The sequence below is a fragment of the Arthrobacter sp. YAF17 genome (assembly GCF_052113365.1).
Classification (GTDB): domain Bacteria; phylum Actinomycetota; class Actinomycetes; order Actinomycetales; family Micrococcaceae; genus Arthrobacter.
Genome location: NZ_JBFRDB010000007.1, coordinates 21,999 through 40,452, shown reverse-complemented (window position 1 = coordinate 40,452; position 18,454 = coordinate 21,999). Strand labels below are relative to the sequence as shown.

Here is an 18,454-nt window from a genome sequence, read left to right as displayed (position 1 = left end):
AGGCAAGGCGTGAACTCAGAAGCGATGGAACGGGCCCGCGAGGTTGAGGCGCAGCTGACCGATGAGGAGCGCTTCTCACTGCTCATCAGCGTCATGGGCACCAACGCGACGCTCACGGAGAAGGATCCCCGCATCCCGGACGGCGTCCCGATGAGCGCCGGCTACACGCCCGGAATCCCGCGGCTTGGAATCCCCGCCCTGCTCATGAGCGACGCGAGCCTGGGCGTCACCAACCCCGGCTACCGGGAGGGCGACACCGCCACGGCCCTCCCGGCGTCGATCGCCTTGGGCGCCACCTTCAACCCCGAACTCGCCCGCATGTCCGGGCAGATGGTGGGCAGGGAAGCCCGGAGCAAAGGACTCAACGTACAGCTCGCCGGCGGCCTCAACCTGCACCGCGACCCGCGCAACGGCCGGAACTTCGAGTACCTGTCCGAGGACCCCTGGCTCACCGGTGTGCTCGGCGCGGAGTCGGTCAGAGGCATCCAGGGCGAGCAGGTGATCTCCACAGTCAAGCACTTCTCCCTGAACTGCAACGAAACCAACCGGCACTGGCTGGACGCCGTCATCGACCCCGCCGCGCACCGGGAATCCGACCTTCTCGCGTTCGAGATCGCCATCGAGCGCGCCCAGCCCGGCTCGGTCATGACGGGCTACAACAAGGTCAACGGCACCTACGCTGGCGGCAACAAGACCCTGCTGCAGGGCATCCTGAAAGGCGCCTGGGGCTTCCCCGGCTGGGTGATGTCCGACTGGGGCGCGACGCCGAGCTGGGACTTCGCGCTGCAGGGCCAGGACCAGGAATCCGGCGTGCAGATCGACGTCATGATGTGGGGGAAGGAGCCCTTCACCGCCCCGCTGCGCGAGGCCTACGCGGCGGGTGAATTCCCCAAGGAACGCCTCTCCGAGATGGTGCAGCGCATCCTCTACGCCATCTTCGACGTCGGCATCGACTGCTGGGAGGGAACGCCCGACATCGACCTGACCGCCCACGCAGACATCGCCCTCGAGACGGCGCGGCAGGGGATTGTCCTGCTGAAGAACGAGGGCGTGCTCCCGCTGGCAGTGCCGTCCGCGGGTGGCGGGCCCCTCAAGATCGCGGTGATTGGGGGCCACGCCCAGCTCGGAGTGCCGATCGGAGCCGGGTCGAGTGCCGTGGTGCCGCCCGGCGGCTACGCCGAAAGCCACACTATCGGCGGCCCGGGCATCATGGGCAGCATGCGGAACCTGTACCTGCTGCCCTCCTCGCCGCTGGCGGAACTTCAGAAGCTGCTGCCCGACGCCGCGATCGAATACGACCCAGGGATGAGTCCGGCCGAGGCTGCGCTGCTGGCGCGACGCTCCGACGTCGCTATTGTCTTCGGCGTCCGGGTGGAGGGCGAGGGGTACGACAACGCTGACCTGTCCCTGCCGTGGGGCCAGGACGCCGTGATCGAAGCCGTCGCCGACGCCAACCCGAACACCGTCGTGGTTCTCGAAACCGGCAACCCCGTGGCGATGCCGTGGCTCGCGAAGGTCAGGGCCGTTCTGGCGGCCTGGTACCCCGGCCAGTGCGGCGGGCAGGCGATCGCCGAAATCCTCACCGGCGTCACCAACCCCTCCGGGAAACTCCCGCTGACCTTCCCGAACGGCCTGGACCAGACGCCGCGGCCGGAACTCCCGGGCCTCGGAACGCCATGGGGGACTCCAACGACGGTCAACTACAACGAGGGATCCGACGTCGGGTACCGCTGGTTCGCGAAAACGGGGCAGCAGCCCCTGTTCCGCTTCGGCCATGGGCTCAGCTACACCCGGTTCGAGTATGCGGACCTGACTGTGTCAGACGTCGCGGTGCAGGGCCGTGACGGCGTGCGGGCCGAGCTCACGGTCACCAACACGGGGCCGCGGAGGGGGGCCGACGTACCCCAGCTTTACGTCCTTGAAGGACCTGCGGGCCCCGGGATGCGGCTGCTCGGCTTCGAACGCGTGGACCTTGGACCCGGTGAATCACGGACTGTCTCGCTTGAAGTTGATCCGCGGCTGCTGGCGTCCTACGATACGGATCGCGGGCAGTGGCACACCGCCGGCGGCAGCTACCGGCTGGTGCTCGGCCACTCGGCGGGCGACTTCACCCTCGAGGCTGACGTGTCACTGACGGAGGCATGGTTCGGCCGCTAGCCAGATAACTGTCTCAGCAGGAATCGGGCCGGATTCAGGTAGCGGCCGATGCCGTGGACGACGGGTTTTCGGCCCTTGGTCTGCGGCGTCTGGTTTTGGCGTGGTGCCGGAGTCTGCGGCGGTGGAGGCTGGTGTCGGCGGCCGGCGGCGAGGTGCCCGGGAGTGGTGGTGCGGTGGATTGGTAGCTGTGGCCGGTGGGGGTGGTGACTTCGATGGTGTGTCTTGGTCCTGGACGTGGTCTGACGCGCCAACCAGGGGTTTCTTTGGTGTGGTTGCAGGCTTCGCAGAGTCCGGCGCCGTTGCTGTGCGTGGTGGGGCCGCCGTGGTGCCACGGGATGATGTGGTCCAGGTGCCGGATGGGGGCGTCGCAGTACGGGGTCCGGCAGGTGTTGTCCCGGACCTGGATGAAGCGGCGAAGTCCGGGCGGGAAAATCCGGGCGCGGGAGTCCATCGCGACAAGGTCCCCTGTGCCCGGGGCGGTGTAGAGCCGCCGGAGCCACACGTTCAGGTCACGGTCGTCGGCGGTGTCAGGGACCGTATCCGTTCCCTCAGTACGTGCTCGGCCGGAGTCTGTTCCTGCCACGCCGCTGCCGCATGCTCCGGTTCCGCCCTCTGGTTCCTGGCATGCGTCGCCCGATTTTCCTCCACGGTTGAGCAATTCGCGCGCCCAGCTGGCGGGGACGATGCCGTAGCCGGGGAGCCGGGCGGGTTCGCTGTCGCCCTGGAACAGGGTGCGGTCGGTCATGACGAGCTGGACCTCGACGCCGGTGATCCCGCCGGGGGTGCGAGTGGTTCGCTCGACAAGGGCGTCTGCCATCAGCTGCCCGCGGGTGCGGGGGTCCCCGGCAGAACGCAGGGAGTCGGCATGCCGGGCAAGGGCCGCGTGCATCGCGACGCCAGCCGAGACGGGGAGCAATGCGGTGAGGTAGCACATGGTGTCCGGGGCCGGGCGGATACTGACGTGCCGTTCGGTGGCGGAGCGGCTGGCACGCTGGGTGACCGAGCGGGGGTCCCGCCGGTAGGCGGCGGTGCGGGCCGCAGCGATAAGCGAACGGTCCCCGGCGCCGTCGAACGTCCCGGTGTCGGGGGCGAGTTCCTCATCGACGGCGGCCCGGTCCTCCGCCGAGAGGCAGGCGGTTTCCCCTACGAGGAGGGCGGCGCGCCATTCGTTGAGCTGCCCGGCCTCCAAAGCAGCCAAAGTGTGAGGCATCTCCTTAACCAAGGCCTTCGCCAACCCCAGGAGCCGGTTCCCCTTGGCCGGGGATTCCCGCCGGGCGAGTGCGATCTGCGCGGCCACCCCGGCCCCGAGCTCGGCCGCGGGCATCCCGGCGTCGGACTGTACACGGCGCTGGAGCAGATCGAAGGCGACGGTCAGGCGGGCCTGCGACGCGGCCGCGGCGGACTTCGCGTCCTCGAGGTCCCGGATCTGGTTGATCAGCCCAGCACTGTCACGGGCGGGCCGGACAGCGGCCAGCGCCCCGACCACCTCCGCGACCGTCTTGGCTGTTGCCGCTATTGGAGCCACGCCGGGCTCCTGCCTGCCGTTCATGAATCCAAGCTATCGGTCACCTCAGACAATTAAAGCGGCCGCAGAACCGGCGCTTCCGTAAGCTTTGAAGGAACGCCCCGCCCCGATCCAAGGAACCCATGCCGATCAACAGACAGTCACTGAAGCAGGACGGCTTCACCGGGTTCCGGGCGCTCGGGGACCTCGAGATCAACCGGATCCCGCAGAAACCCGGGATCTTCGCGGTGCTGCAGCCCGAGGGCTTCCGGCCGCAGTACCTGGCTAAAAGCACGGCCGGCGTCTTCAAGAAAAAGGACCCCACTCTAAAAACGGATGCGCTCGCCGCCGAATGGGTCGATGCCGCGGACGTCCTCTACGTAGGGAAGGCCGGATCGGGCAGCAAGGGCAACCGCGGGCTCCGCCGGCAGATCCAGGAATTCGTCGACTTCGGCAACGGCAAACCGCCCGGCCACTGGGACGGCCGGCTGATCTGGCAGCTCGGCGCGGCCACTAGGCTGATCATCGCCTGGAAGGAGCTGCCCGTTGAGCAGCTGAACGCGGCCGAAGCCGGCTACCACGCGGCGTTCGTGGAGGAGTTCGGCCGGCTGCCGTTCGCCAATCTGATCCAGTCGCGCGTCAAGGGCGGCTAAGCCGGCTTTAGGCCGTCCCGGAACGTAAACCGCCCGGCCACGAGTGTCGCGGCCACCGGCATCGCCGCGAAGACAGCGTCCGATACCGCCAGCGGATCGCCGTCGAGCACCACCAGATCAGCCGGGTCCCCGGCCCGGACCGTGCCCCGCCCGCGCGTTGACGCCGTTAGGGCCTCCTGCCGGGTGAGTGCCTGCTCCAGGTGCCAAGGTCCGCGCCCGTCCTGCCGCGCCCGGGTAGTCGCCGCCGACATTGCGCTCCACGGCTCCAGCGGCGCCACCGGAGCATCGGAGCCCAGCGCCAGCGTTGCCCCGGCGGCCAGCAGCGACCGCAGCGGAAACGCCCGGTCCGTGCGGCCGGCCCAGTTGGAGTCGGCCGCATCGCGGTCATCCAGGGCATGGGCGGGCTGGACACTCGCCGTCAGGCCCAGTTCGCCGAAGCGGGCGAAATCCTGGCCGCGGACAAACTGGGCATGCTCAATCCGACCGGCGATCCCGGCCGCCGCAAACGCATCCAGCGCCACCTCGTTGGCGGCGTCGCCGATCGCATGCACCGCCGGGACAAAACCCGACTCCCGGGCCCGGACCAGCAGTTCCAGCAGCTCCGCCTCGCTCACCGTGAGCAGTCCGCGGCCGCCGTGCGGATACGGGTCCACGCAGTACGCCGTGCGGGTGTTCAGCGAACCGTCGATCAGCACTTTGAGCGGACCCACCCGCAGCAGCCCCGCCCCGCCGGGCACCTCCAGCCCCGTCCGCAGCCCCGCCGCAATGGCCCTGTCCAGGTCCTGCGGGTAGACGCCGGCGTCCACCCGGAAGGAGCCGAACCCGCCGGCCAGGCGACGCAGCCACACGTCGCGGTTCCACGTCATTTCGAAGTCGACAATCCCCACGATCCCGCGTGCGGCCGCCGCCTGCGCCGACTCGCCTACCCACGCGTCCACCACGGCGTCCGGCAGCCTGCCCAGCTCACGGGTCAGGTCGAAGGCCGGCTCCTCGCGCAGCAGCCCCGTCGCATCCACCGCCACGCCGTAACGGGAAGCCGCCGCACTGTTGAGCCAGACGCAGTGCAGGTCATGGCTCAGCAGCGCGGCCGGCCGGCCCCGGGTGGCGCCGTCGAGCAGCTCCAGACTGGGAACATCCGCCCAGACGGCGTCCCGGAAACCGACGCCCACCACCGTCAGGCCGCCGCCGCCTTCCTCCGCAAAGCCGGGACCGGACAGATGGGAACGCACGACGTCGGCCGCCTCACCCGCCGAGGCGGCGCCGGAGAGATCAATCCGGTTGGCGGCGAGGGCCCACTGTGTCATGTGGACATGCTCATCCCACAGCCCCGGGATGACGTACCGGCCGTCCAGCTCAACCACCCGGGTTCCGGGGTTGCCCGGCGTCCCTGCGGGCGCGATCCGCGACACCACCCCGCCGGCCACGTGAACGTCGTACAGCGCCGTCCCGCCGGGAATCCGCGCCGAGGCGAGGACGAGGTCATTCACGGGGTCGGCAAGTGTCTCAGGCATAAGGAACAGGCTAGGTGCCTGAGTGCGCGGCGCCAATCCGGACCCGCCGCGGCACCGGTTCGGGCCGGGGAATGCCGCCGGGCTCCGGGGTGGCCGCAGGACAAGGGACTTTCGCCCCTTGCACCGGAAACATGCACCCTCCATGCTGGATTCTGGGCGGTTCCTGCACGGCCATTGGGGGATGAACCGCCTGTTACAACAGTTGTACGGTCTCGCTCGAACCTTGGGGAAGGAAAGGCATCCTGCGCTGGCCCGCGTCTGCGGAACAGGGCAGGAGACCGCAGCCAGCATGACTGTTAACAGCGATTTCTACACTATTCAGGCCGCTCGCGGGCAGCACGGGAGCTCTGATGCCCCGTGACCCACCGGCACCACGGAACCCGCAGCAGCGCCTATTACGCCCACCCCTCACACGGTGATCCCAAGATCAAAGTGCTCATCCGAATCGACGCCAGTGCGGAGTCGGCGCGGGTCGACGTGCGGGGCGTAGTCACGCCCGCGAACATCCGCGCCCTCTATGTGGTCTGCCGCCGCGTCGCAGCCAAACTTCCCGGGTACGAAATCGTGGTGGACCTGGCCCACGCCCGCGTGACAGCCGATGCCATCGAGGAACTCCACGAGCATGCCCGCCATTCGATCATGTCGTCCGGCATCGATGCCTCCGTGACGCCGTGCCGGCTGCGCATCGTGGATCCGCCGAGCCTGCTCAGGATCAAGGAGAATGCGTGAAAGCCCTCGTCTACGGCGGTCCCGGCGAAAAATCCTGGACGGACGTCCCCGACCCGGAGATCCGGAATCCCAGCGACGTGATCGTCAAGGTGGACACCACCACGATCTGCGGCACGGATCTCCATATCCTCAAGGGGGATGTTCCCGCTGTGACCAAGGGCCGGATCCTCGGCCACGAAGGCGTGGGCACCATCACCGAGGTCGGCTCCTCGGTCACCAGCCTGAAAGTCGGGGACCGCGTCATCATTTCCTGCATCAAGTCCTGCGGCCACTGCGCCAACTGCAAGACCGGGCTTTACTCACACTGCATGGGTGAGGAAGGGGCATCGGGCATCGGCTGGGTGTTCGGCCACCTGATCGACGGCACCCAGGCCGAGTACGTCCGCGTCCCCTACGCCGAGAGCTCCCTCCATCTGCTCCCTGAGGGCGTCACCGACGAACGGGCCGTGATGCTCTCCGACATCCTCCCCACCGGTTTCGAGATCGGTGTGCAGTACGGCCGCGTCAAGCCCGGCGACACGGTCGCCGTCGTCGGATCCGGCCCGGTGGGCCTCGCCGCGATCGCCACGGCCGGACTCTACGGCGCCGCCGCCATCATCGCCGTCGACCTTGACGCGAACCGGCTGGAGAAGTCCCGCGAGTTCGGCGCCACCGACGTCGTGCTCTCCAGCGACGCCGACTGGAAGGAACAGGTGCTCGCGCTGACCGACGGGCAGGGCGTGGATGTGGCCATCGAGGCGGTCGGCATTCCGGCGACCTTCAGCATGTGCACGGACATTGTGCGCCCCGGCGGCAACGTGGCCAACGTCGGCGTGCACGGCAAGTCCGTGGAGCTGCATGTGGAGAACCTCTGGATCCAGAACATCAACATCAGCATGGGACTGGTCAATGCCAACACCACGCCGATGCTGCTCAAGCTCGTGGCGCAGAACAAGGTGCCGGCGGAGAAATTCGCCACCCACCACTTCACCTTCGACCAGTTCCTGGAGGCCTACGACACCTTCGCCCGGGCCGCGGAAACGAAGGCCCTCAAGGTAGTGATCACGGCATGAAAGCCCTGGTTGTCTACGATTCGGCCTACGGCAACACCAGATCGGTCGCCGAGGCAATTGCCGGCTCACTCGACGGGCTGGAGGCGAGTTCCGTACCGGTCGGCGACTTCAAGCCAGAGGCGCTCGCCGCGGGGGACCTGCTGGTGGTGGGCAGCCCCATCAACGGATGGCGCCCGACGCCGAAAATCACCTCGCTGCTCTCGGCCCTGGGCAGCGGGTCCCTCAAGGGCGTGAACGCCGCGGCGTTCGACACCCGCGTCCGGATGTTCATCCACGGCGATGCCGCCAAGAAGATCACCCATGCCTTGAAAGCAGGCGGAGCCGACATCATCGCCGAACCCATGCCGTTCTACGTGAAAGGAAGTGAAGGGCCGCTGCGCGACGGCGAAATCGACAAAGCCGAGAGCTGGGCGCGCAGCCTGCTTACCTCGCTGGGGCGCTAAACCGGCGTCCATGCTGAACCGGGGTCTCACAAGGACCATGTGAAAGGACGGCGCTCATGCGACCAGGCCGGATTGTCATGCTCGTGCTGGGCACGCTCAGCGCACTCCTTGGCTTGGGGCTGCTGGCCGGCTCCGGCGCCGTCGGGTGGGCCAACTATCAACAGCGCGACAACGGGTACTTCACCACGCCCGTGGAACGCTTCGCCGCCAATTCCTTCGCCCTCACTTCACCGCGCCTCGACGTCATGACAGAAAGGAGCTTCCCTGAAACGGCTCCGTTCGTGCCGGGCAGCGTCCTGCTCCGTGGTTCGGCGGCCGATCCGACCAAGGCGATCTTCATCGGGATCGCCCCACAGGCCGACGTGACGGCCTATCTGGCCGATGTCAACCACTCCGAAATCGTCGACGTCAGATTCTCGCCGTTCCGGGCCCTGTACCGCGACGTGACCGGTCCCAAGGTGCCGGCATCGCCCGCGAACCAGGGTTTCTGGACTGCGGTGGCCACCGGGCAGGGAACCCAGGAGCTCAAGTGGGATCTGCGGCCGGGGTCCTGGTCGGTGGTAATCATGAATGCCGACGCCACGGCACCGGTTGCCGTGGATCTTCAAGCCGGCGCCCGCTCTGATCTCCTGTGGCCCGTCTTCATCGGGCTGCTGGTCGGCGGAATCCTGCTCCTCCTCATCGGACTGCCCCTGATCATTTTCGGCGCCGCCGGACTGGGCCGCGGCAAAGGCGGACCGCCGGCCGGACCCGGCCGGCAGGCCCAACCGTATGGCGGCCAGCCCGTCCCGGGACGGCCGGCCTACGCCGCCCAGCCCTCCACTGCGGGCGCCCTCCCGGGCACCCCGCCGGGGGTGGCGCCGGGCATCCCGCCGGGTTCCGGCGTCGTGTATCCGGCACGGCTCAGTGGCTATCTGGACCCGGACCTGTCCCGCTGGAAGTGGCTGGTCAAGTGGTTCCTGGCCATCCCGCACTTCATCGTGCTCTTCTTCCTCTGGTTTGCCTTCGGCGTGGTCACCATCGTGGCGTGGTTCGCGATCCTCTTCACCGGGCACTACCCGCGCTCGCTGTTCAACTTCAACGTCGGCGTGATCCGTTGGAGCTGGCGGGTGGCCTTCTACTGCTACGCGGCGCTCGGCACCGACCGCTACCCTCCCTTCACCTTGGAGCGCACCGATTACCCGGCCGACTTCGACGTCGACTATCCCGAGAAGCTCTCCCACGGGCTGGTGCTCGTGAAGTCCTGGCTCCTTGCCATCCCGCACCTGCTGATCATCGCGCTGCTCACCGGCACGGCCACGACCTGGGTGTATCGCGAAGACGAATGGTCGCAGGTGGGCGCGGGGATGTCCCTCTTCGGGTTGCTGGTCTTCATCGCCGGCGTCATCCTGCTGTTCACGGGGGTGTACTCCCGGGGGCTGTTCGAATTCCTGATGGGGCTGAACCGCTGGATCTACCGTGTCACCGCCTACGTCGCACTGATGCGGGACGAATACCCGCCGTTCCACCTGGATATGGGTCCCCGGGATCCCGGCGAAGCCTCTGCGGTTCCGCCCGCCATGACTCCTGCCGGCCCCGGGTATGCGCCGCTCCCGGGCGGACCCGGTGATACGTCCTATGCCGGTGCGCCGCCCTATTCCGGTCAGCCGGGCCCCGGCGGAACTGGTCCGGCCACACCCGCGCCGGGCGGGGGGCAGGCGGGCTTCTACGGTATCGGCGGCCCAGCAGCTGCAGGTCCGGACCAGCCGGAGGCGCCCGCGATGCCGCGGCGACCGGAGCCGCCCGCAGGCCCGGACAGCACAGCACGTCCGGACAACCCGCAGGGCACTGCACGTCCGGACAACCCTGATATCCCCTCCGCGCCGCCGCGCGTCTGACCCGATCCGCGAAAATTCCCCGCTTCCTGAACTCAGCTACCCCTCTTGCCAGCGACCCCCGGCGAGAACATAGTTGAGGGAATTTACCACTCCACCGCGGGAGGCAGGCGACCATGCTGAACAATGAGGTGCAGGGAAGCGGACTGCTGCAGGGCAAGACCGCGCTGATCTACGGTGCGGGTGGCTCCATCGGCGGGGCCGTGGCCCGGGCCTTCGCGGCGGAGGGCGCATTCGTCCACCTCGCCGGCCGCACCGGGTCGCGGCTGGAAAAAGTAGCCCGGGACATTCAGGAGGAGGGCGGCCGGGCGGAGACCGCCGTCGTCGATGCCCTGGACGAAGAGCAGGTCGACGCGTTTGTGGATCGGGTGGCCAAGAAGAACAAGAAGATCGACATCTCCTTCAACCTGATTTCGTTCGGCGACATCCAGCAGCCGCTGATGGACATCGACGTCAACGACTTCACCCAGCCCATTACCCTGGCCGCACGCACCCACTTCATCACCACCCGGGCCGCGGCGACGCACATGATCAGGCAGCGCTCCGGCGTGGTGCTGATGTTTGGAGGCTCCGGCCCCCAGACCATCCCCGGGCTCGGCGGCTTCAAGGTGGCACTGGACGCCATGGAGGGACTGCGCCGGCAATGGGCCTTGGAACTGGGAAAACACGGCATCCGCGTGGTCACGATGGTGTCCGGCGGCATCATCGAGACGATTCCGTGGCAGGCGGAGGGACGTGAGGACATCGTGGTGGAAATCGCCAGGACGGCCCACCTGAACCGCACCGCGACGCTGGCCGACGTCGGCAACGTCGCCTGTTTCGTAGCCTCGGACAAGGCCGGGGCCATCACCGACGCCACGGTCAATATCTCCGCCGGCGCCATCGTGGACTATTAGCGGCTACGCCACCAGGTTCGCTGCGGCTACCCGACCGTCACCTTGATCCGCTGCACCACGTTGTTGCCCATGCCCTGGTAGTTCCAGGCCTGCTCCAGCGGCTGCGTGGCGTCGGTGGCGTCCGTGGCGCGGCAGGCCAGCTCGTGTCCTCCGGGGTCAGCCACCCAGGGCAGCGACCACGCGCACCAGGCGAAGGGCGCGGCCGGGTGCTCCAGATGCGCCGGCGCCCACTTGCCGTCGATGCCCACGTCGACCCGCTGCACCGCACCCTCGCCGGACCACGCCCGGCCGGTCAGCATCACCAGCCCCGCCGGCAGGATCCTGCTCCTGGTGAAGAAGTCCGGCACGCCCGGCGGGACCATCAGCGAACGGACCTTGATCCACGTGACGGGCGTGCCGGCGTCGTCCGCGTCCTGTTGGTAGCGGTACGCGACCGTCTGCTGGAACCCGTCGAACGGTTTGGTCAGCACCTTGATCGAGGAGAGCCACTTCACGCTTGCCATGCCGTACCAGCCCGGGACCACCAGCCGCAACGGGTAGCCGTGCTGTGGCGGCAGGTCATTGCCGTTCATCCGGTAAGCGAGGACGATGTCCGGCCGCAGGGCCTCGGCGATTGGGAGGCTCCGGGCAAACTGCTGCCGGACGCCGCCCTGGATTCCGCTGTCGGCGCCGGTGAACGCCACCTCCACGGCCTCATCCTCCACCCCGGCCTGGGCCAGCAGGTAGGCGAGCGGAACCCCGGTCCACACGGCGGTGCCGACGGCCTCGAGCTGCCAGGGCTGGCTGAGCGGACGGGGCCGCAGCAGCGAACGGCCGTTGCCTGCGCACTCCAGGGTCACGGGGATGCTGATCCGCGGCGCCCGGCGCAGCGCCTTGAGGTTCAGTTCCTGGGCCCGCTGCACGGCGCCGCCGATCCGCAGATGCCAATGCTCGGCGTCGATGAAGGGAATGTCGAAGTGGTTCAGCAGGTAATGCAGCCCGGGCGGGGTGGTGTCGCTCTGCAGGGCCTCCAACGGCATGGAGTGGTTCCGCACCGCGAGCTGGAGTTCCTCCGCCGTCAGCGGACCGTGGCTCGGTTCGCCCGGGTGCGGCGCGGGCTTCCGTCCGTGTTGCGGCGTCTTCAGGATGGACGAGTGTCGGGACATCTGCTTTGGCATGGCGCTGCGATTCTGCTCCGGACCAGCCCGGTTTTGGACCGGTGTCACCCGTATTCAGGTCTACGCCGCAGCCCGGAACCCGTCAATACTGGGCCCGATCGGGCTCACCGCGACCCTGCGCGGACGCCTAGAGCGTGTGCGACTCGGCCAGGAACTGCCCCAGGCCCAGCGGTTCACGGCCCGTGAGTTCGTGCACGGCCGACGTCGGACCGGACAGTTCGCCCGCCGCGATGGCGGTGTAGGTGCTCACCCACGCGTCCACCTGCCACGGCGGAGCGCCATAGGAAGCCCGGGAGGCGTAGGCCTCCTCGACGGTTTCATTCTGGAAAGTGATGGTCCGGCCGGTCCCGGCGGTGAGGAGGCTGGCGGCCGTGGCCAGGGAGATGTCCTCGGGTCCGGTGAGGTCGTAGGTCCGGCCGACATGCAGCGCCGGGTCGCGGAGCACGGTCACGGCGGAGCGGGCGATGTCCGCCCGGGCGACGGCTGCCACGACACCGTCCCCGGCGGGTCCGCGGATAACGCCGTCCTCGCCGGCCAGCAGGGGCATGAAGTCGAGGTAGAAGTTGTCCCGGAGGAAGGTGTAGTCCATTCCGGAGGCCTTGATCCATTCCTCCGTGGCGTAGTGGTCGCGGCCCAGGGTAAAGGTGGAATCGGGTGCGGCTCCGAAAAACGAGGTGTATACGATGTGCTGCACGCCGGCGGCCATGGCCGCGTCCACAAAAGCGTAGTGCTGCTGCAGCCGGTCTTCGGCCTCGGCGGCGGAGACCATAAACAGCGTCGTTACCCCGTCCAGCGCACCCTTGGCCAGCACCGAGTCCATGTAGGTGCAGACGACGGGGACGGCACCTTCCAGTTCCGGGGCGCGGGCGGCGTCGCGCACCAGCAGCCGCTGCGGGCTGCCCGCCTCGGCCAGCAGCCTGGCCACCAGGCCGCCCAGGTTCCCGGTGGCACCGGTGACGGCGAGCGTGGGCAGGCTAGTCATCTATGCCTCCCGGGAGGCGGGCGACTTGGTTTGCGCCGGGTCCCGTTCGGCGAGCGAGCCGATCGCGGCGTCGATCTTCTCCATGATTCCGGCGTCGAGCTTCACACCTGCGGCCGCCACGTTCTTCTCGATCTGTTCCGGGCGGGATGCGCCCATGATGGCGGAGGCCACGTTCGGGTTCTGCAGCACCCAGGCGATACTCAGCTGGGCCATGGTCAGCCCGGCCTCGTCGGCTATGGGTTTGAGCTGCTGCACACCGGTGAGGACCTCATCGGACATCCAGCGCTCGATCATTCTCGAGCCGCCCTTGGCATCCGTGGCACGGCTGCCTTCGGGGGCCGGTTTGCCGGGGTGGTATTTGCCGCTCAGCACGCCCTGGGCAATCGGCGACCACACAATCTGGGAGAGGCCCAGCTCCTCGGACGTCGGAACCACCTCGGCCTCGATGACGCGCCACAGCATGGAGTACTGCGGCTGGTTGGAGATCAGCTGGAAGCCCAGGTCCTTGGCGAGGGCGTGGCCGTCGCGGATCTGGGCGGCCGTCCATTCGCTGACGCCGATGTAGAGGGCCTTGCCCTGGCGCACGACGTCGGCGAAGGCCTGCATGGTCTCTTCCAGCGGGGTTTCGTAGTCGTAGCGGTGCGCCTGGTAGAGGTCCACGTAGTCCGTCTGCAGCCGGGTCAGCGAGCCGTTGATGGCCTCCATGATGTGTTTGCGGGAGAGGCCGAGGTCGTTGTGGCCCTTCGGCCCGGTGGGGCCGAAGACCTTCGTAAAGATCTCCAGCGACTCGCGCCGCTCACCCCGGAGGGCTTTGCCGAGCACGGTTTCCGCGGCCGTGTTGGCGTAGACGTCAGCCGTGTCGAAGGTGCTGATGCCGGCGTCGAGCGCGGCCCGGACGCACTGGGTGGCAACGTCGTTCTCCACCTGCGAGCCGTGCGTGAGCCAGTTGCCGAAGGTGATTTCCGAGATCTTGAAGCCGCTGTTTCCCAAGTATCTGAATTCCATGAGTTTCACCGTAGCCGACTTGCCTGCCGGGGGTAAGGCCTCAGCCGGCTTTGCGCTCCTGGGCCTGCGGCGTGGGCCGCTGGCGGTTCTGGGGCGTCCACTGGGGCTTCCGGGGCACTGGCAGCCGGCCGGGTAGAGAGACCAGCGAGCCGGTGTCCAGCATGGACTTCGCGGCGGGCATCGGGGCTTTCCGGAAGGCCGGCGGGACTGTGCCGAGCTGGCCGTTCCGGTCCGTGGCCGACTCGACGAGCGGTGCCACGGCCAACACGTCCCGTGCGGGAGCCGCGGGGCTGGGCAGTTCGCGGACCGAGACCTTGACGGCCGGGGCAGCCTCCGCCCTGGCACGGGCGGCGGCGCGGGCATCAGCCTGCGCGACGGCGGCAGCCCAGTCCGGTGACAGGGCGGGTTCCTTCTTGGCGGGCTTTTCAGGCTTCACCGGTTTGGCAGCCTTTGCGGCTTTCACCGGTTTCGCGGCTTTCTGCGGCCGGGCGTGTTGGGTGCTTCCGACGGCCCGGACCGGGCGGTCCCGCTGGACGTGGCCGGCGGCAAGGGCGGCTTTTCCTGTGGACGGCCAAAGCCCGCGTCCCAGGGCCATGATGGTCACGGCAGCCAGCCGGCCGAGGCCGGCGATCACCAGCGTGGCCACAAAAACGAGGAAGAGGCCGAAGAACATGACGGCCGCCACACCGAGGGTCCCGAGGAAGGTCAGGTTGAGGGCGATGGTTGTCGGATCTTCCATTTCACCTCTCCTTGCCGGCCTTGCCGCGACGTTGCCCGCCAAGAGCGGCGGGCAACAGCACCCCTTAACCATACGGACTTTTTTCCGTGGACACGCAGGCATCCGGAGTCTTGGCCGAGTCGTGTCAGAGCTGTTATGGGTCCGTAACCCCTCCGCCGCCGGAACTGTGCGTCTATAGTCTGAAGGTGCCCGGCCGGCGTGGCCCGGCCCCCTGAAAGGACAACTGTGACGCCCCCAGCCACCGCCAATTCCGCGTCCAATGCCCAGCCGGAACGGCCCCTGTTCCGCGGTCATTGCCCCTGCCTCTCCGGGGAGCAGTACGCGGACTGCTGCGGTCGCTTCCACGCCGGCGAAGCGGAAGCCCCGACGGCGGAGCAGCTGATGCGCTCCCGGTACAGCGCCTTCGTGGTGCTGGACGCCGGCTACCTGCTGCGCACCTGGCACCCTGACACCCGGCCGGCCTCACTGGAACTGGACCCGGACCAGCAGTGGCGGCGCCTGGACATCATTTCAACCGGGCGGGGCGGCCCGCTGGACACCGAGGGGACCGTGGAGTTCAAGGCCCACTTCCGGCACGACGGCGAACGCGGGGTCCACCACGAGACGAGCCGCTTCCTGCGGGTCGACCGCCGCTGGTACTACCTTGACGAAACCGCCTAGCGCTCCTCGACGGTGTCCGCCGGGGTGAAGCCGGCACGGTCCACCTTGCGGTGGAAGTGCATGCCGGCGGTTCCGCCGAGAACGGCGCCAACCAGGGCCACTGCGGCCACCACCACTGCGGCGATGATGCTGGTGGTGGTCAGTTCGCCCTCGTTGACCGGGATGCGCGGGAAGCTGTTGAGCTGGGCCAGGATGTTGTACTGCTGGCCGGCCACCAGGCCGAGGATGGCGACGATGACCGCGGCGATGAGTGCCCAGACCCACACCATAAAGCCCTGCTTGGCGCCATTGAAGCGCGCCATCCGGCCGGCGACGTACCCGCCGGAATAGTAGGACACGAACAGGATGACAAGCAGCACGATGATGCCGACCATTCCCACCGTTTGATTGGCGGAGTTCACAGCCGCGTTGACGTCCGTGTTGGTGGCGAGGCCGACGGCGGTGCCGGCGGCGGCGACCAGTGCGGTCAGCAGGACCGCCATGCCGGTGGCGGCGAGCCAGCCGAAGAAGGCCGAGCCGATCTTGATGCCGCCGAACTGCTCCTTTTCACGGGCCACCACGGTTTCCCGGGTGGGGACCTCGTCGGCGACGGTGTCATGGCCGGCGACGGCGGCATGGTTACGGCCGGTCCCGTCGTGGCGCTCGGCGGTCACGGCCTGGGCGCGGGTCGGTTCCGGGCGCACGGCGTCGTGGCTCCGGGTGGTGACGGCGTCGGGAGCGGTGCCGGTCGGAATGACGCGCGTGTCGTTGGCGCGTGAAGCGTCCTGACGGGCAGCATCCTCCCGGGCGTCGTGGATCCGGGCCTCGTGGTTTACGGCCGGTTCCCCGTCACCGGAGCGTCGGGGCGTGCGGTCTTCGGGGCCTGCTGGGCTGCTCATGAGGAATGCTCACTTTCACTGATTGACCCGGGCTCAATGTTTGAGTCGGGCACCGCAAGGCGGAGACCCGCGCGCAGGTCTCAAGTCCACCTAACCACGGGCAGCGGGAGGTAGCAAGGATGCTTACTATTCGTTTGCGGCGTGCATAACGGGGGAAGGCCCTCGTGTCAGCGATACCTCCGGTGCAGGTTCTCCTTGACCGAAGCGCGGGGGCTTGCGTCGGCAATCCAGGGGCCGGTGCCTTCGGACTGGTCCAGGACTCCGGTCTCGAGCCACTCGTAGTCGCCGGCCAGGACATTGCGGGTGAGCACGTGGTCGCCGTCGTCGGTGTTCCGCCAGAGCTGGTCGAAGTACTCGTCCACCCGCACCCGGGCCTGCTCGCAGTAGGCCTCGGCCAGTTCGTAGGCGGAAGCCCCCTTCTCCGGCTCGGTCCGCAACAGCATTTCCGCCCGGGAACAGCAGGCGGCCATGGCAAACAGTTCGGCCCCGATGTCGACAATCCGGCCCAGGAACGCCTGCTTGTGCTCGAGCTTCGCCTGCCAGCGCCCCATCCCGTAGAACGTCTGCCGGGCCAGCCGTCGGGAGGAGCGCTCGACGAAGCGAAGCTGCCTGGCGAGCCGGCCGAAGTCGCTGTAGGAACGCGGGTCCATGCCGGCCCCGGCGACGAGCTTCGGCAGCCACTTGGCATAGAAGCCGGAAGCGCCGACAGCGGCCTTGGCCTTGTCGGACAGGCTGGCGTCCTCGGAGGCGAGATCTCCGGCGGCCGCGAGGTGCGCGTCCACGGCCTCGCGGGCGATCAGAAGCTTCATGATCTCCGAGGACCCCTCGAAGATCCGGTTGATCCGCAGGTCGCGGAGCTGCTGTTCGGCCGGCACGGCACGCTCGCCGCGGGCCTCGAGCGAGTCCGCGGTTTCGAAGCCGCGCCCGCCGCGGATCTGGACCAGCTCGTCGGCGATCCGGCAGCTGATCTCGGTGCACCACAGCTTCGCCAGGGCCGCTTCGATCCGCACGTCCTTCTGCCCGGCGTCGGCCATTTCGGCGCACAACTCAAACACAGCGTCCAGGGCGAAGGCGCTGGCCGCGATGAAGGCAATCTTTTTGCCCACGGCCTCATGCCTGCCCACCGGCCGGCCCCACTGGATGCGGGCGTTGGACCATTCGCGCGCGATCTTCAGGCTCCACCTGCCGGCGCCGACGCAGAGCCCGGGAATGGAGAGTCGTCCGGTGTTCAGCGTGGTGAGGGCGATCTTCAGGCCCTGCCCTTCCCGGCCCAGCCGGTTCGCCGCAGGCACCCTGACCTGGTGGAAACGGGTGACGCCGTTCTCGATGCCGCGCAGGCCCATAAATGCATTGCGGTTTTCCACCGTGATGCCGGGGGAGTCCATCTCCACGACGAAGGCGCTGATGCCGCCTTTGTGAACCGTGCCGTCCGCGTTGGTGCGGGACGGGACCACCGCCATGATCACCACAAGTTCGGCGATGACCCCGTTGGTGGTCCAGAGCTTCACGCCGTCAATCACGTAGGACTCGCCGTCTTCGGAGGGGACAGCGGTCGCCCCCATCCGGGCGGGGTCGCTGCCGACGTCGGGCTCGGTCAGCAGGAACGCGGTGATGGCGCCCGCGGCGCAGCGTGGCAGGTATTCCCGCTTCTGCGCGGGGGTGCCGAAGACCTTGACCGGCTCGGGGACGCCGATGGACTGGTGCGCGGAGAGCAGGGCGCCGAGGCTGGGGTGCACGGAGCCCAGCAGCGCCAGCGCCCGTCCGTAGTACACCAGCGAGAGGCCCAGTCCGCCGTAATCGCGGGGGATCTTCATGCCGAAGACCCCCAGCTCGGCCAGCCCCCGGAGGTATTCATCCGGAATCCGGGCATCGCGCTCAATGGTGCGCCCGGACATGGTGCGGCAGTAGTCGGTCAGGCGGGCCATGAACGCATCCCCGCGTTCGACGTCGTCCGCCGGGGCTTCCGGCCAGGGGTGGATCAGGCTGAGGTCGAAGCTGCCGAGGTACAGGCCCTTGGCGAAGCTGGGCCGGTCCCAACTGGTCTCGCGGGCGGCTTCGGCGACGGCCCGCGCGTCGGCTGCGGTGGCATCGTGGCCCAGCGTCCCGGCCGGGACCGGGACCTCGGCGGCGGGGCTGTCGGCCGGATTGTCAGTGGCTGGGTTCTCAACGGCGGAGCTCATCGGGCATCTCCTCTAACCGGGGTTACCGGCTCGA

The 18,454-nt window shown here is 68.4% G+C and carries 16 protein-coding genes; 8 read left to right on the top strand and 8 right to left on the bottom strand.

The window, feature by feature from the left end; genetic code table 11:
- The first annotated feature begins 9 nt into the window (after positions 1 to 9).
- On the top strand, positions 10 to 2,157 hold the full coding sequence (locus AB4Y67_RS07655; protein ID WP_441405183.1) for a glycoside hydrolase family 3 C-terminal domain-containing protein: 2,148 nt from the start codon (positions 10 to 12) through the stop codon (positions 2,155 to 2,157).
- Between the two features lie 34 nt (positions 2,158 to 2,191).
- On the opposite strand, the gene AB4Y67_RS07650 is transcribed toward AB4Y67_RS07655, so the two are convergent.
- On the bottom strand, positions 2,192 to 3,706 hold the full coding sequence (locus AB4Y67_RS07650) for a DUF222 domain-containing protein (RefSeq protein WP_441405182.1): 1,515 nt from the start codon (positions 3,704 to 3,706) through the stop codon (positions 2,192 to 2,194).
- 98 nt (positions 3,707 to 3,804) lie between these two features.
- Between AB4Y67_RS07650 and AB4Y67_RS07645 the strand changes: the two genes are divergently transcribed.
- Positions 3,805 to 4,314: a hypothetical protein gene (locus tag AB4Y67_RS07645; RefSeq protein WP_441405181.1), complete on the top strand. Its 510-nt coding sequence runs from the start codon at positions 3,805 to 3,807 to the stop codon at positions 4,312 to 4,314.
- Here the strand turns inward: AB4Y67_RS07645 and AB4Y67_RS07640 are convergent.
- On the bottom strand, positions 4,311 to 5,825 hold the full coding sequence (locus tag AB4Y67_RS07640; protein WP_441405180.1) for an amidohydrolase family protein: 1,515 nt from the start codon (positions 5,823 to 5,825) through the stop codon (positions 4,311 to 4,313). The two genes, AB4Y67_RS07645 and AB4Y67_RS07640, sit on opposite strands and share 4 nt — an antisense overlap.
- Before the next feature lie 357 nt (positions 5,826 to 6,182).
- Here AB4Y67_RS07640 and AB4Y67_RS07635 point away from each other — a divergent pair, with 357 nt between their 5' ends.
- From AB4Y67_RS07635 to AB4Y67_RS07615, 5 genes are all read left to right on the top strand, one after another.
- Positions 6,183 to 6,554, top strand: a complete 372-nt coding sequence (locus tag AB4Y67_RS07635) for a hypothetical protein (protein ID WP_441405179.1) — start codon at positions 6,183 to 6,185, stop codon at positions 6,552 to 6,554.
- Positions 6,551 to 7,606, top strand: coding sequence for a zinc-dependent alcohol dehydrogenase family protein (locus tag AB4Y67_RS07630; protein WP_441405178.1), 1,056 nt, complete (start codon positions 6,551 to 6,553; stop codon positions 7,604 to 7,606). Before AB4Y67_RS07635 ends, AB4Y67_RS07630 begins: the two co-directional genes overlap by 4 nt.
- Positions 7,603 to 8,049, top strand: coding sequence for a flavodoxin family protein (locus tag AB4Y67_RS07625; protein WP_441405177.1), 447 nt, complete (start codon positions 7,603 to 7,605; stop codon positions 8,047 to 8,049). The genes AB4Y67_RS07630 and AB4Y67_RS07625 overlap by 4 nt, the downstream gene beginning before the upstream one ends.
- Before the next feature lie 56 nt (positions 8,050 to 8,105).
- Positions 8,106 to 9,926, top strand: a complete 1,821-nt coding sequence (locus AB4Y67_RS07620; RefSeq protein ID WP_441405176.1) for a DUF4389 domain-containing protein — start codon at positions 8,106 to 8,108, stop codon at positions 9,924 to 9,926.
- Between the two features lie 113 nt (positions 9,927 to 10,039).
- Complete coding sequence (locus tag AB4Y67_RS07615; protein WP_441405175.1) at positions 10,040 to 10,819, top strand: SDR family NAD(P)-dependent oxidoreductase; 780 nt, start codon at positions 10,040 to 10,042, stop codon at positions 10,817 to 10,819.
- Positions 10,820 to 10,845: 26 nt separating this feature from the next.
- Here the strand turns inward: AB4Y67_RS07615 and AB4Y67_RS07610 are convergent, their stop codons facing one another.
- The 4 genes from AB4Y67_RS07610 to AB4Y67_RS07595 all read right to left on the bottom strand — a co-directional run bounded on the left by AB4Y67_RS07610 (position 10,846) and on the right by AB4Y67_RS07595 (position 14,702).
- Complete coding sequence (locus AB4Y67_RS07610) at positions 10,846 to 11,964, bottom strand: sulfite oxidase (protein WP_441405280.1); 1,119 nt, start codon at positions 11,962 to 11,964, stop codon at positions 10,846 to 10,848.
- Positions 11,965 to 12,103: 139 nt separating this feature from the next.
- Positions 12,104 to 12,958 (bottom strand): SDR family oxidoreductase, encoded by an 855-nt coding sequence (locus tag AB4Y67_RS07605; protein ID WP_441405174.1) that lies wholly within the window; start codon positions 12,956 to 12,958, stop codon positions 12,104 to 12,106.
- A complete protein-coding gene (locus AB4Y67_RS07600; protein ID WP_441405173.1) occupies positions 12,959 to 13,963 on the bottom strand; it encodes an aldo/keto reductase family protein in 1,005 nt (334 codons plus the stop codon).
- Between the two features lie 40 nt (positions 13,964 to 14,003).
- Positions 14,004 to 14,702, bottom strand: coding sequence for a hypothetical protein (locus tag AB4Y67_RS07595; RefSeq protein WP_441405172.1), 699 nt, complete (start codon positions 14,700 to 14,702; stop codon positions 14,004 to 14,006).
- Positions 14,703 to 14,981: 279 nt separating this feature from the next.
- Between AB4Y67_RS07595 and AB4Y67_RS07590 the strand changes: the two genes are divergently transcribed.
- Positions 14,982 to 15,362 (top strand): YchJ family protein, encoded by a 381-nt coding sequence (locus AB4Y67_RS07590; RefSeq protein WP_441405279.1) that lies wholly within the window; start codon positions 14,982 to 14,984, stop codon positions 15,360 to 15,362.
- Here AB4Y67_RS07590 and AB4Y67_RS07585 read toward each other — a convergent pair.
- Positions 15,359 to 16,240, bottom strand: a complete 882-nt coding sequence (locus AB4Y67_RS07585; RefSeq protein WP_441405171.1) for a TIGR04086 family membrane protein — start codon at positions 16,238 to 16,240, stop codon at positions 15,359 to 15,361. The genes AB4Y67_RS07590 and AB4Y67_RS07585 overlap by 4 nt on opposite strands.
- Positions 16,241 to 16,407: 167 nt before the next feature.
- Complete coding sequence (locus AB4Y67_RS07580; RefSeq protein WP_441405170.1) at positions 16,408 to 18,420, bottom strand: acyl-CoA dehydrogenase family protein; 2,013 nt, start codon at positions 18,418 to 18,420, stop codon at positions 16,408 to 16,410.
- Positions 18,421 to 18,454 lie beyond the last annotated feature (34 nt).